Source organism: Aquabacterium commune (assembly GCF_004362855.1).
In the GTDB taxonomy this organism is placed as follows: Bacteria; Pseudomonadota; Gammaproteobacteria; order Burkholderiales; family Burkholderiaceae_C; genus Aquabacterium; species Aquabacterium commune.
Window position 1 is genome coordinate 1 of record NZ_SNXW01000016.1, and the last position, 14,263, is coordinate 14,263.

General features: G+C 59.3%; 11 protein-coding genes and 2 pseudogenes. 6 read left to right on the forward strand and 7 right to left on the reverse strand.

The window, feature by feature from the left end:
- Positions 1–4 precede the first annotated feature (4 nt).
- From EV672_RS17530 to EV672_RS17550, 5 genes are all read right to left on the reverse strand, one after another.
- A complete protein-coding gene (locus tag EV672_RS17530) occupies positions 5–2,638 on the reverse strand; it encodes a type I restriction endonuclease subunit R (protein ID WP_243738759.1) in 2,634 nt (877 codons plus the stop codon).
- A 7-nt stretch (positions 2,639–2,645) separates the two neighbouring features.
- On the reverse strand, positions 2,646–3,833 hold the full coding sequence (locus EV672_RS17535; protein ID WP_166643631.1) for a restriction endonuclease subunit S: 1,188 nt from the start codon (positions 3,831–3,833) through the stop codon (positions 2,646–2,648).
- A 113-nt stretch (positions 3,834–3,946) separates the two neighbouring features.
- Positions 3,947–5,068 carry a PDDEXK nuclease domain-containing protein gene (locus EV672_RS17540; protein WP_133611270.1) on the reverse strand — a complete coding sequence of 374 codons (1,122 nt, stop codon included), beginning with the start codon at positions 5,066–5,068 and terminating at the stop codon, positions 3,947–3,949.
- The gene (locus EV672_RS17545) at positions 5,065–7,470 is read right to left on the reverse strand and encodes a type I restriction-modification system subunit M (RefSeq protein ID WP_133611271.1); all 2,406 of its coding nucleotides are present in this window, start codon (positions 7,468–7,470) and stop codon (positions 5,065–5,067) included. The genes EV672_RS17540 and EV672_RS17545 overlap by 4 nt, the downstream gene beginning before the upstream one ends.
- Positions 7,471–7,581: 111 nt before the next feature.
- Positions 7,582–8,541 carry a toll/interleukin-1 receptor domain-containing protein gene (locus tag EV672_RS17550; protein ID WP_133611272.1) on the reverse strand — a complete coding sequence of 320 codons (960 nt, stop codon included), beginning with the start codon at positions 8,539–8,541 and terminating at the stop codon, positions 7,582–7,584.
- Positions 8,542–10,157: 1,616 nt separating this feature from the next.
- Between EV672_RS17550 and EV672_RS17560 the strand changes: the two genes are divergently transcribed.
- From EV672_RS17560 to EV672_RS17570, 3 genes are all read left to right on the forward strand, one after another.
- Entirely contained in the window at positions 10,158–10,559 is a 402-nt protein-coding gene (locus EV672_RS17560; RefSeq protein WP_243738760.1) for a hypothetical protein, read from the forward strand.
- A gap of 172 nt (positions 10,560–10,731) precedes the next feature.
- On the forward strand, positions 10,732–10,962 hold the full coding sequence (locus EV672_RS17565) for a hypothetical protein (RefSeq protein WP_125244018.1): 231 nt from the start codon (positions 10,732–10,734) through the stop codon (positions 10,960–10,962).
- Positions 10,963–11,047: 85 nt separating this feature from the next.
- On the forward strand, positions 11,048–11,719 hold the full coding sequence (locus tag EV672_RS17570; RefSeq protein ID WP_133611275.1) for a hypothetical protein: 672 nt from the start codon (positions 11,048–11,050) through the stop codon (positions 11,717–11,719).
- A gap of 26 nt (positions 11,720–11,745) precedes the next feature.
- On the opposite strand, the gene EV672_RS17575 is transcribed toward EV672_RS17570, so the two are convergent.
- Positions 11,746–11,961 carry a hypothetical protein gene (locus EV672_RS17575; protein WP_133611276.1) on the reverse strand — a complete coding sequence of 72 codons (216 nt, stop codon included), beginning with the start codon at positions 11,959–11,961 and terminating at the stop codon, positions 11,746–11,748.
- A gap of 390 nt (positions 11,962–12,351) precedes the next feature.
- Between EV672_RS17575 and EV672_RS17580 the strand changes: the two genes are divergently transcribed.
- Both EV672_RS17580 and EV672_RS17585 read left to right on the forward strand, forming a co-directional pair.
- Positions 12,352–12,933, forward strand: coding sequence for a JAB domain-containing protein (locus EV672_RS17580; protein ID WP_133611277.1), 582 nt, complete (start codon positions 12,352–12,354; stop codon positions 12,931–12,933).
- A 60-nt stretch (positions 12,934–12,993) separates the two neighbouring features.
- Positions 12,994–13,299: a DUF5983 family protein gene (locus EV672_RS17585; protein WP_133611278.1), complete on the forward strand. Its 306-nt coding sequence runs from the start codon at positions 12,994–12,996 to the stop codon at positions 13,297–13,299.
- A gap of 22 nt (positions 13,300–13,321) precedes the next feature.
- On the opposite strand, the pseudogene EV672_RS17590 reads toward EV672_RS17585, so the two are convergent.
- Positions 13,322–13,612 (reverse strand): annotated as a pseudogene (locus tag EV672_RS17590) (hypothetical protein); the annotation flags it as partial.
- A gap of 124 nt (positions 13,613–13,736) precedes the next feature.
- Here EV672_RS17590 and EV672_RS17595 point away from each other — a divergent pair.
- Positions 13,737–14,081: pseudogene (locus EV672_RS17595) on the forward strand (P-loop NTPase family protein); the annotation flags it as partial.
- Positions 14,082–14,263 lie beyond the last annotated feature (182 nt).

Genomic DNA, 14,263 nt, shown 5'->3' on the forward strand with positions numbered 1-14,263 from the left:
ACACTTATCCACAGCTGACCACCCTTTGGTCGGCTACCAGCCCTGGCTCAATACTGGATCGGCACAGTGGCTCAGATTTGGATCGGCGCGGACACTTGACCTCCAGACGCGAGCGCTCCAGGCCGTAGGTCGACAGGTCCACGCTGTTGAGCAGCTCGTCCAGCTTGTCCTGATCTGGGTCTTTGACCTTCAGCTTGGGGATGAGGAACTTCAAGAACCAGTGCAGCATCTCCCAGTTCACGTTGTTGAACGGCAAGATGGCCGCCACCTGGGCGTAGATCTTCACGAACTGCTTGGCCTTGATCTTGAAGTCGATGCGTTTTTCATCGTCCAGGTCGGCGTCAAACCGTACCACCACGGCGTCGATGATCGGCGCCAGCTCCTCCGCCTGTGCGCTGGCGAAGAACTTCTCGTTGAAGCTCTTCACCTCGCTCCAATCGAAGATGCCAAAGGCATCCAGCGCATCCTTCAGGTCATGCAGCACGTTCACATCGGTGGGCTCGCTCAGCGACGTGGCGGTGTAGAACGGATCGAAGGCGGCCTTGATGTCGTCCACCGAGTTATAGAAGTCCAGCACAAAGGTGTCGCGCTTGTCGAGCTTCCAGTTGCAGCGATTGAGGCGAGACAAGGCCTGAACCGCCAGCACGCCCTGCAGCTTCTTGTCCACGTACATGGTGTGCAGCATGGGCTCGTCAAAGCCAGTCAGGTACTTGTTGGCCACCACCAGGATTTTGTAATCGTCCTTCTCGAACTCGTCGGGCAGGTCGCGCACCGCGATACCGTTAATGCCGTCTTCGGTGTACTTGATGCCGTCCACCGTCTTCTCGCCGGAGAACGCCACCAGCGCCTTGAACGGCGCATTGGCTTCCTGCAAGGCGGTGCGAATGGCGAAGAAGTAGCGAATGGCGCACTCGATGTTGCGGGTGACCACCATGGCTTTGGCCTTGCCCTTGAGCTTCTTGGCCTGCCACACACTGCTCATGAAGTGATCGACCATGATGCGGGCCTTCACTTCGATGGTCTTGGGGCTGGCTTCAACAAATGCCTTGAGCTTCTTGTGGGCCTTGGCCGTGTCGAACAGCGGGTTGCCTTCGACTGACTTCTGCACCTCGTAGTAGCTCTTGTACGTGGTGTACTTCTCCAGCACATCGAGGATGAATTTCTCCTCGATGGCCTGCTTCATCGAATACAGGTGGAAGGGGTAAAACTTGCCGTCGGCGCCTTGACGGCCAAACTTTTCCAGCGTGGCAGGCTTGGGCGTGGCCGTGAACGCGAAGTAACTGGCGTTCTTGCTCATCTTGCGGCCCGCCATGGCAGCCAGGATCTTGTCCTGGATGTCTTCGGGCGCTTCGGCGTCTTCGCCGCCAATGGCCTCGTTCAGGCTGTCGGCGCTGGTGCCGGATTGTGATGAATGGGCCTCGTCAATGATCACTGCAAAGCGGCGGTCCGTCAGGGCGTCCATGCCTTCAACGATGCGCGGGAACTTCTGCACCGTGGTGATGATGACCTTCTTGCCGGCCTCCAGGTTGTACTTCAGCTCCTGCCCGCTCTCGCAGTGGGCCACGATGTTCTTGGTCTCGGAGAACAGTTTGATGTTGTCCTTGAGCTGGGTGTCGAGCACGCGCCGGTCTGTCACCACGACCACAGAATCAAACACATTGGCCGTGCCTGCCTGGTTGTACAACTCCACCAACTGGTACGCCAGCCAGGTGATGGAGTTGGACTTGCCCGAGCCCGCCGAGTGCTGGATCAGGTAGCTCAGGCCCACGCCGTTCTGCTGGGCGTCGGCCAAGATGCGGCGGACCACGTCCAGCTGCTGATAACGCGGGAAGTACAGCGCCTTGCGCTCCTTGCCGGTCTTCTTGTCCTTCTCAACCGTGAACTTGGCAAACTGCTCGATGATGTTGCTCAGGCTGCGACGCGCCAGGATCTCTTCCCACAGGTAGGCTGTTTTGTAGCCGTTCGGGTTGACCGGGTTGCCCTTGCCGTGGTCCACGCCCTTGTTGAATGGCAGGAAGTTGCTGTCCTTGCCCGCCAGGCGGGTGCACATGTAGACCTCGTCCGGGTCTGCGGCCAAGTGCACCAGGCAGCGGCCGAACTCGAAGATCGGCTCATTGGGATCACGCAGGTTGTACTGCTTGTAGATGGCGTTCCAGACCGTTTGCCCGGTCCACGGGTTCTTGAGCTCAATGGTGGCGATGGCCAGGCCATTGACGAACAGCACCATGTCGATGGACTTGAGGCTGTCGGTCTCGCTGTAGTGCACCTGCCGGGTGACACTGAACACATTGGCCTCGTAGCGGGCCAGCACCTCGGGGTTGAGCTGGTTGTAGGGCTGGCGGTAGAGCAGATCGAAGTGGGCGTCATCCACGTCGAGCCCCTTTTTGAGCACGGCCAGCACGCTGTCTTTTTTGATCTTCTTGCTGAGCCGCTCCAGCACCAGACGCTGCCAGTTGGGGCGGTCCTTGAGCTTGGCCACCTCCTGGGGTTGGGTGGATTCCAGAAACTCCCAGAACAGCTGGCGATCGACCGCAAAGGTCCGGTCAAAATCAGCCGGGCTGCCAACGCGATAGCCATCCTTGAGCAAGGCTGTTTCAATGTGCGTTTCGAGCGCGGCTTCGTTGGTTTGACTGACCATGGTTCCCCTAGATTTTGATCTTCCCGCTGATTGTTTCAGCGATCAGAACGTTCTTCATTTCCTTCAGCGCTGCAATCTCTTTATTGACCCCAGCGACCAACTCTGCAAATCCGACCTTCACGTCATGGCAATGCGCCAAGATGGCATCCTGCTCTTGCAAAGGAGGAACCAGCAATGGCAGGTTGCCAAGCTTAGTCTTGTTGGTTGAAGCCAAGTTGGTTGTCTTGTTTGCCGTGGTCGTGAAATAGCGTCTGGCATACGGCACGCCGGTGATCAGACTGACGAATTCAGGTCGAACCTTACAAAGCACACGCACGGCAAAGACATGATTCTGATGCAAGCATTCTTCTAGCTCCCCGTACCAGCAGTTTCCTCGGCCTAGCTTGTCAATGTCACCGCCTTCGGTGACAAGAATGTCACCTGTACGCAGAAGATAGTTCTTTGCCTCTCGAACGGGCATGGTGATTTCGGTGACTTCCGAGAGATCGATATAGCCGTCCTGAACGTTCGCAACGCGCAGATATGGATACCGCTTGGCCCCTCGCAGCTGAGCGTAGTTTTTCCCCAGGGTCAATCCACTTTGGACCGCTGAGACATGCTTGAGCGGCACCGACTCCCAGTGCTGAGGGATGACCCCCAACCATTCGACACCACTGTCCCTCAACGCAACGTTTGGCTGTAGACCGCGAGTCACTGCCTGATTGATTTGAATACCGCGCTGTTCTGCAAGCAGTTCGATCAGGCGCTCTTTCTTGGCGATGGCCGCATCGACCTCAGTGGTCTTTTGATCAAGGAAAGCAATGATGCGATCTTGGTCTTCAAGCGAGGGCATCACCACTGGCATGTCCAGAAAGCGATCTGGATAGAGACGCAACCGAGATGAGTTCACTCCCGTGGATCGGCGCGTGTACTCAGCCACATACATGGGCGTGCGGAACAACCAGTCCATGTACCGAGGGCGCAGGCGCTGTTCAAGCTGTCGGTACACGCCATATGCCGGGCTGACGATGCCGGTGGTGCTGGACACGCCCAGAGCCCCCATCCAGGCCCACATGGTGTTGATCACCAGGTCCCCATCTTTGCAAAGCTTGGCCCCGGTGTAGTCCTCGGCCATGAACATGGTGACGTTTTTCTCACTGCGCGGTGTGACGCCCGTCAGGTGTGACACCGACAGCAGTTCCTCGTCACCTGACACGGATCGGTCGTCAACTTCGCGGAAGACGTATTTGGCGCGAAGAATGGACCAATGCGACGGTAGATCGCCAAGCCATTCAAAGCCACTCGGGGCGTACTGCTCATACCGCCGCATCACTTGCCCGCCTTCTTGCTGGCCGCAGGCTGGCTGCCATCTTGACCACTCGCCACGGCGCTCTCGGCCGCCCACTCCTGCAAGCGCTGCTGCAGCTCGTCTTTGCTGGGCAGGTACAACTGGTATTCCGAGGCGTGCACATTGGCGTCCTGGGGCAGCGTGATCTCCACCAGAGCGTCGTTCTTTTTCTTGCACAAGATGATGCCGACTGTCTTGTGCTCGTCGTCGCGCTTCACGAAGCGGTCAAAGTAGTTCACATACATCTGCATCTGCCCCAAGTTCTGGTGGGTCAGCTTGCCGAGCTTGAGGTCGATCAGCACATAGCAGCGCAGCAGGCGGTTGTAGAACACCAGGTCCACGAAGAAGTGTTCTTCTTCAAAGGTGAAGCGCTTTTGCCGGGCCTCGAACAAGAAGCCTTTGCCCAGCTCCAGCAAGAAGTGCTCGATCTTGTTGATGATGGCCGCTTCCAGGTCGGATTCTGAATAGCTGCTGCGCTCTTCCAGGCCCAGGAACTCCAGCACATAGGGCGTCTTGATGAGGTCCTTGGGCGCTTGAATCAGGTCGCCTTCTGCGGCCAGTTGCCCGATGGCCTGTGGGTCGCGGCTCAGTGCCAGGCGTTCAAACAAGCCACTGTCGAACTGGCGGCGCATCTGCGCCAGCGTCCAGGTACCTCGGGCCGCCTCGATTTCATAGAAGCGGCGCTCGTCGGCATTGCGCAAACCCGTCAGGAACACATAGTGCGACCACGACAGTTCAGCCAGAAACCCCGAGGGGCTCGATTCGTCAGACGCTGTCTGACGAATTTCGGGCTGGCGCTCCGCGTAGGCCTGGTAGAACAAACGGCAGTTCTTGAGGTTGGTGGCCGAGAAGCCGCGCCCAAAGCGGGTGGTCAACTCAGAGGCCAGCCCGTCCAGCAGACTCTGGCCATAACCCGCCCGATCTTGCCCGCCCTGCAGCGCCTGCACAATCTCGCGCCCGATGAGCCAGTAGGCCAGCACCATCTCGCTATTGACCGTGCGCGCGACGCGCTGGCGCGCATCTTCCAGGATGGTGACGACACGGCCCAGCAATTCGCCAGGCAGGGCCGTTGCCTGGGGTGCCACAACCTTGCGCGGGCTCATGCCCTTGCTCCCACAAAAGCCACCAAGGCCTTGAGCAGGCCATCCGTCTCGGCTTCCAGGGCCAGGATTTCTTGGGTCACCGCTTCCAGGCTGCGCAATGGCTTGTGCTGGTAGAAGTATTTGTTGAAGCTGATTTCATAGCCGATGACCGTCTTGTCCAGCGCGATCCACGCCTCGTCCACATGGGGGCGCACTTCCTTGATGAAGTAATCATGGATGACGCCAGAGGCTGCCAGGCGGGTGTCCAATGACAGCGGCACGTTTTCGGTGTCGCGCAACTCGCTGTCGGGTTCGTACTCGATGTACTCGCCCGCCTTGGCCGCTTTCTTGCCGCCCTTGGTTTCAGCGGCGGCCTGCACCTCTGCTGGCCAATAGCCATGGTCGGCCAACTTGTCGGCCGTGGTTTTCAGTTCGGCCAACAAGTCCTTGAGCTTGGCTGCGGTGAGCTGGTGTCGCTTCTTGATCACCTTGGCTGCGCGCGGGTCTCGCCAGCTCACGGCGTTCAGGATCTGCTTGCGCTCGTTCGCAGCAAGCTTGAGGCCCAAAGCTTTGATGGCATCGTCCACCAGGGCTTCGAACACATTGAAATCAAGGTGCTCCGCACTGCCGATCACACCAGCCAATTGCTGAGCTGCCTGCATGATGGATCGCTGTGCCAGCCAGGTGGTCTCAGACAACAGCTCTTTGCGGCTTTTGGGTGAAAGGGTGATTTCTTCGCGCTCAAGGTGGTTCTCAATGGCTTCGGCATGGGCTTTCAGGCCGGTATAGACCTCTTCGCCATACTTGCCGTGCACCCATTCCATGATCTCCTGCATGCCCGGCGTGTAGCGCAAGGTGGCCATGCGCTCGGGTGTGAACTGGGCTGCCAACCGCAATGGGCGCTCCACCGTGACTTTGTAATAGCCGAAGTCGCGGTTGTGGAAGACCTTCGAGATGCCATGCGCCGGCATGGTCAGGTACAGCTGGGTGATCTGCTCAATGTGCTCGTCGGTGAACTCGCAGTTCTTCTCACCCAGGTTCTTGCGCAGTTTCTGGAACAGGTTGGACGCGTCGATCAACTGCACCTTGCCCTGGCGCTTGGCAGGCTTGTTGTTCGTGAGCAGCCACACGTAGGTGGTGATGCCGGTGTTGTAGAACAGGTTGTTGGGTAGCTGGATGATGGCTTCGAGGTAATCGTGCTCGATCAGGTGGCGGCGGATGTTGCTCTCGCCACTGCCTGCATCACCTGTGAACAGGGCCGAGCCGTTGTGGACCGATGCAATGCGCGAGCCGGCAAACCGCACAGGGCTGTCGGCACGGCGCTTCATCTTGTCCACCATCTCCATCAGAAACAGCAGCTGGCCATCTGAGGAACGAGGGATGGCCGGGTAAAAATCAAAGCGCTCGCCCGTGTAGTCGGACAGGTTGACCTGGAAGCGGTGGTCAATGACTTCCTTGCCTTCAACAATGCTCTTCTGGTCGCTCTTCCATGACTTGCCGTAGGGCGGGTTCGTCAACATGAAGTCGAAGCGCTTGCCAGAGAAATCGTTGGTGGCCAGCGTGGAGCCAAAGCGGATGTTCTCGGGGTCGTTGCCCTTGATCATCATGTCGGACTTGCAGATGGCATAGGTCTCGGGGTTGACCTCCTTGCCGTACAAGAAGACGCCCACCTTGGCCTTGATCTCGCCTTCAGGGTCGGTCACGAAGTCCTGCGACTCGGTCAGCATGCCACCACTACCGCAAGCGGGGTCGTAAATGGTCAGCGGGTTAGGAAGCTGATCCTTGACAGGGATGAACACCAGGTTCGTCATCAGCTTGATGACCTCACGCGGCGTGAAGTGTTCACCGGCCTCTTCGTTGTTCTCTTCGTTGAACTTGCGGATCAACTCTTCGAACACGTAGCCCATGCCCAGGTTGGACAAGCCAGGCTGTGTGCGACCATCCGGGCCCTTGCGATCATCGGGGCTGAGGTTGATTTCTTCGGAGACGAATTTTTCGATGACGTCGTGGAGCACGTCAGACTGCGCCATCTTGCGGATCTGGTTGCGCAAGTCGAACTTATCGACGATTTCCTTCACGTTGTCCGAAAATCCGTCCAGATAGTTCTTGAGGTTGGCCTCCAGTTGGGACGGGTTGCCCAGCAGGCTCTTGAGCGTGAATTTAGAGGTGTTGTAGAAGACGTTGCCAGACGCATCGCGCAGGCCATGCGGATCCAAGTCAGCCATGGCCGCGTCTTCTTGCTGGAACCGCACTTCTTCGAGTACCCCCGCCTTGCTCGGCTCCAGCAAGCAGTCCAGCCGGCGCAAAACGAACATGGGCAGGATCACGTCACGGTATTTGCCCCGTACAAAAACGTCGCGCAAGCAGTCATCTGCAATGGACCAGATGAACGAGACGATCTTGTTATGTGCTGCGTGATCCATGAATACCTAGCAAATCGGGGGAAATCGCGATGGGCATGATTTCCCACCCAACCAAGGCCTGATTGGATCACCGAATGTGGGCTGCGCGTTCAGTGCGGAGCCCGCGCAACATCACTGGAGTTGTTTGATCAACAGTTCCCAGAAAAACTCAGCCAGCCCCTCTTTAGTCAACTTGTCGGAGCGCCCTCGGTGCATCGCCATCCCCAGGGGTTTGAAGTACATGGCCTGGTCGTCTTTTTCAACCATCACCATCTCGTTGTAGCTGCCGCTGGGTGCCGATGGATCTGAAGAATAGGTGATGCCACCTTGCCTGAATCCTCCTCCGCCAAGCCGGATCCCGCACTGGCTGAGTTTCTTGCCGTCCTTGTACACAACGCCGCTGAAGGCGTTGCCATCGATGCGCCGGAACACGCCCTCAACACCTGGCGTTCTCGCTTGCAGCTCGGCCAGGGAGCCCTCGAAGAACCGGGCCAGGTAGTCGAAGGACGCATGCTGGAACTCGTCTTGATCGCGCTCCGTGAATTCCTTGCGCAACCTGAGGTTGCTTGATCGCGGCAATACGCCGAGGGCCTGGCTTGTTGGTAGGCCTACCGGTACATGCCTGGGTGCGGCAGTTGCGACCAAATCCCCGCGTCCCAGCTTGGTTACCAAAGCACGGATGCTTCGTGTCACATCGGTGTAGGCCTCGTCGAGGTTGGCCCACATGGTGATGGCCTTGCCATCTTTCGGGACGGCCATCAAGCCATTGAGCGGTGGCAACATCCAGTCGCACGGACGGACGATCACGGGAATGACCTGAGCAGCGCCCTCCGCTTGGCGTTCAAGGGCGCGCTTCATCTCAATGGAATAGCAGTAGCGAGATGACATGAAGCTCGCGCTGACCAGCAACAAGATGATGTCGGCTTGGTTCAGTTGGTCGTCAATCGCTTGGTTGAGGTCTGCCCCAGCAAGGATGCGGCGATCGTGCCAAGACTCGATCAGTCCCTCGTGCTGCAGGGATGCCAGGTGCTTTTCCAACTGGTCTCTATAGGACTCGTCATCGTGGGAGTAGGAGAAAAATACCTTGGCCATCGGTGTCGTGCGTTGTTTGTGGATGTGACGCCCATGGAATGGTGTGGAACATGGCGCGCCAGCGTCGAGTCAATTGCCGAGAAAAAGGCGGAGGCAGCCGTACTGCCTCCGCCTTCACGTCAGCGCTTGCTGTCTGGCGTCACTTTGACAGGTGTCCACGCTTGTCCGGGTTTGGACGTAGGTGGCATTTGCCTGTTGTCAGGGACCGTGGTGTAGTTCGGCTGTTTGCCGCCACGGGGGCCCACCTCTTGGTAAACCCCGCCGCTTTTGCCGGAATTCTGTCCGGGCTTCAGTGGTGCTGCCATGCTTGTCTCCTATGGAAAGCAGCGTCAACTCCGACAGCGAGAGGCCCCCAACCAGCGACCAAGGGATTGTCAATGCGCTGGGCATCGATTACCTTTGGGCCACTGCTTCACCGCAGGACCACAGCCCTCGTCGGAAACGATTGAAGGCTGTTCAAGCCGCTCTCGGGTCCAATCCTTGAGCGGCTTTTCTCATTAGCACTCTCACCACGAGAGTGCCAGAACACTATATCTAGTATTTTTGAAGCTTTCAAGCACTACAGGTAGCGCCCGCAACCAAAAATCCGTCAAATGAGGCCAGCTTGCTCGCACCTCGAATCGCCCTCCACGTCAAAACGCCCGGTTTCCTTGGGAATTGATCATGGCGTCAGCCGGAAAGTGGCAAGGCACCCTTGAGCAACGTTGCCCTTCCTGGCCATACTCCAAGCGCTACCTGTGGACATCGCGTTCACGCAGCCTTCAACGGAGATTTCGGTCTCCCTGAAGTCCAGCCATGCTGGCGTCGCAGTCGTGACCTGCCTTGTAGAAGCTGAACCTCGGTTCAGCTAGGCCATGTCAATGGCCTTGTGCCTCGTTCAGCCCTCATGCTGAACACCGTGTCATCGGCGCACCTCACCGTGCCGCCGCCGAGCCGCTTCAACCGCCAAGGCTGAAGCATCCCAAGTTGGGGAACCACCATGTTCCCCATCGGGACGAGGCGTTCCCCTTCACACCCTGAAGGAGAACGTCATGAACGCATGCCCTCATGCGACAAGGGAAACGCGCGCCATTTGCGTGCTGTTGGGTGGCTCCGGGCTAGCCCGCGAGCCTGTGATCCGTCCTGCAGTGCTACCCGCATTGCTGAAGCCTGCGCCGCCTGTCTCGCGACAGGTCGAACAGGTCATGGCTTACCGTGCTGCCGCCTGAACCACTTGACTGTGGTCCAGCGTCAGCACATTGACACCGTGGCGATTGACCTCGCCTGCAGTTCGGGTCGAACACGAAATGACGCGCAGACCTCCCCGGTCTCGCCCAACTTGTGTTCACCCGCGTTCGCATCCCATTGAAGTCAAGCCCGATTGATCGGGAGCCCTCGACTTCATGGGATGTGAACCGTCTTTCATGTGCCACGGCCATTCGGCTGTGCTGCACTTCCACGCAACCCTTTGGGGGAGTCCACCGTCTCCCCGCCGGGATAGGTGTGCCCTCCTCCTTTCTGGAGTTCACACCATGAATCATGAAGCGTCTCGCGCTCGCCCCAAACGCAGCTGTGTCGAAATTGAGGAGTCTCGTGCCTGGATGGGCTTTTACCGCCGAGTGGGTCAGGACCCCGTCATGGCCGCCGAAGTCATGGCCCAGTTGGAAGCTGACCCGATGATGAAGCGCAACCACCTGGCCCTGTACCTGTGCTGCAAGCAATCCTTGCGGACACACAAAGCCACAGCCGCACGCAACAGGCGCATCGGTCAGTTCGTGCGTTGGCTGTTCCATGGCGTTTTTGTTGCGCCAGCTTTGGCACTTCGCCACATGCTGCGCCAAGGCGGCGACATCGCCGTTGAATGCCTGCCACCTACTGCCAACGAACCGGCAGCAACCCAAGTCAAGCGCCTGAAGAAGGCGCCGGAGTTTGCCCAGGCTCAATCGTCTTTTGAAGCTCAAGCTTCTGTGCCCAAGGACGCGCCATCCGCCACGTCGGGAGAGCCGTCAAAGCCCAATGCTGTGTCTCAAACAGCCTGATTCCCCGCACGTCAAGACCACCGCGTCTTGACCGTGCCGGGGCCAGCGCCCTGGCCCTGCCCAGATCGACCCACGCGCCTGCCCATCTGCTGGTGGTGCATGCCGCGTCCTCCCCCATTTCGCCCGCATCTGCCCAAGTGGCAGTGCGGCACACCCACGGAAGGAATTTCCCATGACCACTGCAACCGACGCCTTGTGCGCCATCGAGAAGCGTGCCCACCGGGCCATCGTGCAGGAACTGCGCTTGCTGATCAAGGAAGTGCAGGCCCTTCAGCCTGGCCTGGCAGGTGATGACAGCGCACATGCCCATGCACTGCTGCTGAAGCTGGAGCACCTCCGACAAAGCCAAGTGGTGGACAGCGTCTGCGATCAGCCGCCCATCCGGTTGGCCGCGCAAGGCTGATACCGACCTGATAGCGAAACAACACGCCTGCGGGGCCACGGCCCGAGCGGCGGTGCGTCCCCAGGCTTCCACACAAGGAATCCTCATGACCACCGTCACACTCAACCTGGAGCAAAAGCTCTATGTCATCACGGAGCGATCAGGCCACAGTTGCTTTGGCTTTGACAATGCTCGCGATCATGCCAACCAGATCGCACAGCAACTCGACCAAAGCCACCTGGCCTTTGCGCCAGGCGACTACGCCACGCTGGCGGGCTATCAGAAATACCTGACGGCCACAGCCGCATGGGGCCGATCCCCACTGAACCACCGCACCTACTTTGCGCCCGGGACCGATCCCAAAGCGGCCAAGGTGCTGGAGTCCTATCGCCGAACTGGCGAGAAGATCCGCCTGATACTTGGCGACCTGGCCACGGGTGAACCGTGGCTTGATGAGCATGGCGTGGTCGGCCGCATTGGCCGATCTGGCGGCATGCTCAAAATCCCCCTGCTGGTCGAGCCTGGCGAGTCAGGTGGCGGCGCCATTTTGACCGACTGCATCCTGTGCCTGGTGGACTGGCAGACCGGCAACACGCCGTATCGGCATCCAGCCTATCGCGAGGCCAACTTGAGCCTGTCGCCCAATGAATGCCCTGACCTGCCATGGGCCGTGAGGCGAGGCAGCGATGCCATCGCTTGTTTCGCGGACATCGGCAAGGCCGCTGCCTACCTGGCCTTCATGCGCGGCGCCACCATCGAGCCACGTGTCTTTGCTTGATGAACCGCCAGGCGGCGTGCTCCATGCTACGCCGCTGAACGGCATTGCTGGTACTCCCGGTCGATCAGCCAATGCAGAAACTGGGTGTCCCTGGAGACGCCCCAATAGTGCGCCTTGCATTGCGCGATGTAGGCATCCAGGTCAGCCAGCGTGCGGATGCCGACAGGCTCCAAATCGGTGATCAGCTTGAAGCGCTCAATCTCTCGCCGAGTGAGCCGGATATGGAGGCCAAAACGGATCATGGTCGTGCTCGTTGCATGGGTTCGAGCCGCCATCTTGGCGAAATTTCAGGCCCGTGTCACGGCTTTGGCCACCCACTGAAACAAGATTTCCGCACTGAACTTCAGGTGACATTCAGCTGTCACCCAGGCGTGCACTCAACAATGACCCGGTTCCATGGTCCCTTGTCCATGGCATGCAGCGATCAAGGCTTGAACGCTTCTGACCATCACGACACACTGCCCACCGCTACCTGCATTCCATCGCGGAATGCGCTCCGACCTTGAGTCGGCGTCGCAGTCGTCACCTGCCTCATTGACCGTGCTGGCCTCGCGTCAGCACATCCCGAGCGGGAACATCCATCCCCTCGGGACAGGACGTTCCCGCTTTTCCTTTTTGTGAAGGAGAAATCCGTGAACGTCACCCACTTGTCCAGTGCCGAACTGGTCAGCGAGTTACTCGCCGCACCTGTTCGCCAAGCCCCCCTCCCTTTGCCCTGCGCCTGCGATGCAGCAGCCGCATACCAGGCCGTTGAGCATGCTCCCCATGAGCTGGCCCACAAACTCAGCATCGCACGTGAGCTGCTGCTGCGCGACATGCGCGCCAAAATGCTGGATGGACCGGTCATGGCGTCACCCAAGGTTGTCAAGGACTGGTTGTGCATGTACTGCGCCGGTTTGGAGCACGAGGTGTTCCTGGTGCTGTACCTTGACGCCCAGCATGTTCTGATCGAGGCCGAAGAGATGTTCCGGGGAACATTGACCCAAACGTCTGTTTACCCTCGTGAGGTCGTCAAAAGCGCGCTGGCCCACAACGCGGCATCCGTTTTGTTGGCCCATAACCACCCGAGCGGTCAACTGTCGCCAAGCAGTGCAGACGAGCTCTTGACCCAGACGCTGAAATCTTCTTTGATGATGGTGGACGTGCGCGTGCTCGATCACTTCATCGTGGGAGGCGACCGCGTCCTGTCTTTTGCGGAACAGGGTTTGCTGTGAAACTGCCAGCCACCCTGGCCCGCATGGCACAGCCTCATTCCTGCCAAGAAGGAGTACGCCTTGGATAACATCATCGTGACCAGGTTGTTGGAACTGGTCGAGCCTCTGGCCGCACTGTCGATCTGCCACCTGACGGCCACCACACGCCAGAAGCTGGCCAATGACGACCTGTCGGTCAACGTGTACCCGAACGACTATGGTGGTTTCGTCTATGTGGGCGCCCCGCCCTACACGGTGCCCGCTGAGAGCGACATGGCCATGATCTTCGAAGCAGCCAGATTGGCTGGCATCGTCTGGCTCAAATTCGACAGCGATGCAGCCATCGTGGACGGTCTGCCGATCTTCGAAGAGACCGATCCCCTTTGACCCCCCACCGGGCGTCGCGCCCTCAGGCCGACGCCCATTTTTTTGCGCCATCTACAGTCACCCCGCGATCGCGCATCGCATCCAGGTCGATCACGGCGTCGGCCATGGCGGTCAACTCCGGCGTTTGCGACACAAAAAACTCCCGCTGGTAGCCGCCCACGCGCAGCACCTCGCGCTTCATGGCCATGAACATGCGTTTGCGCTCGGGGTCCAGCGCCCCATCGGCTTCGTCAGAAAACAGGGTGTCGTAGCGCCGACCGGCATGCTGCGCCAGGTACAGCGCCACCGCCCGCGTCAGGCACTCGTTGACCCACTATGCCGAGAACCCGGACATGCCGAGTCCGCGATCCGGCCGGCGTCCCCGCCCCTGCAACTGCGCCGCAGGTGCCTGCGAAGCGATGCGGCATAACACGTCGGGATTCGGGACGATGAGCCCAGACGCGCGCGGCGGCAAGAGCCTCAGCCTGATGAGCGGCGGTGAGCGAACTTTCATCGACGCCTGCCTGACGCGCGCGGTCGCCCTGTACTTGGCCCAGAACACCGGACGGCGATTCGACACGCTGTTCTCCGACGAGGCCGATGGGCCGTTGGACCCAGAACACAAGCGCATGTTCATGGCCATGAAGCGCGAAGTCCTTCAGCTCGGCGGCTACCGGCAGGAGTTCTTCATCACCCAGACCCCGCACCTCGCAACGATGGCCGATGCAATCATCGACCTCGACGCCATGCAGGTCGATGCGCTTCGGGACGTTGCACTCGTCGCTGAAGAAGCCAGGATGTAGAGCGAGCGGATCACGATCGCGGCGCGGGGTTCCTGATCGAATGGAAGGGTCGTTCGGTCGACACACCGCAAACGTCGGCACGTACCGCGTACCGCATTGGGCGCGATATCGACTCTACGAGGCGAACGTGCGCGATGTGCGCACAGGTGCCGTTCAACCGCGAGGGCTGTGCGTCTGTGGAC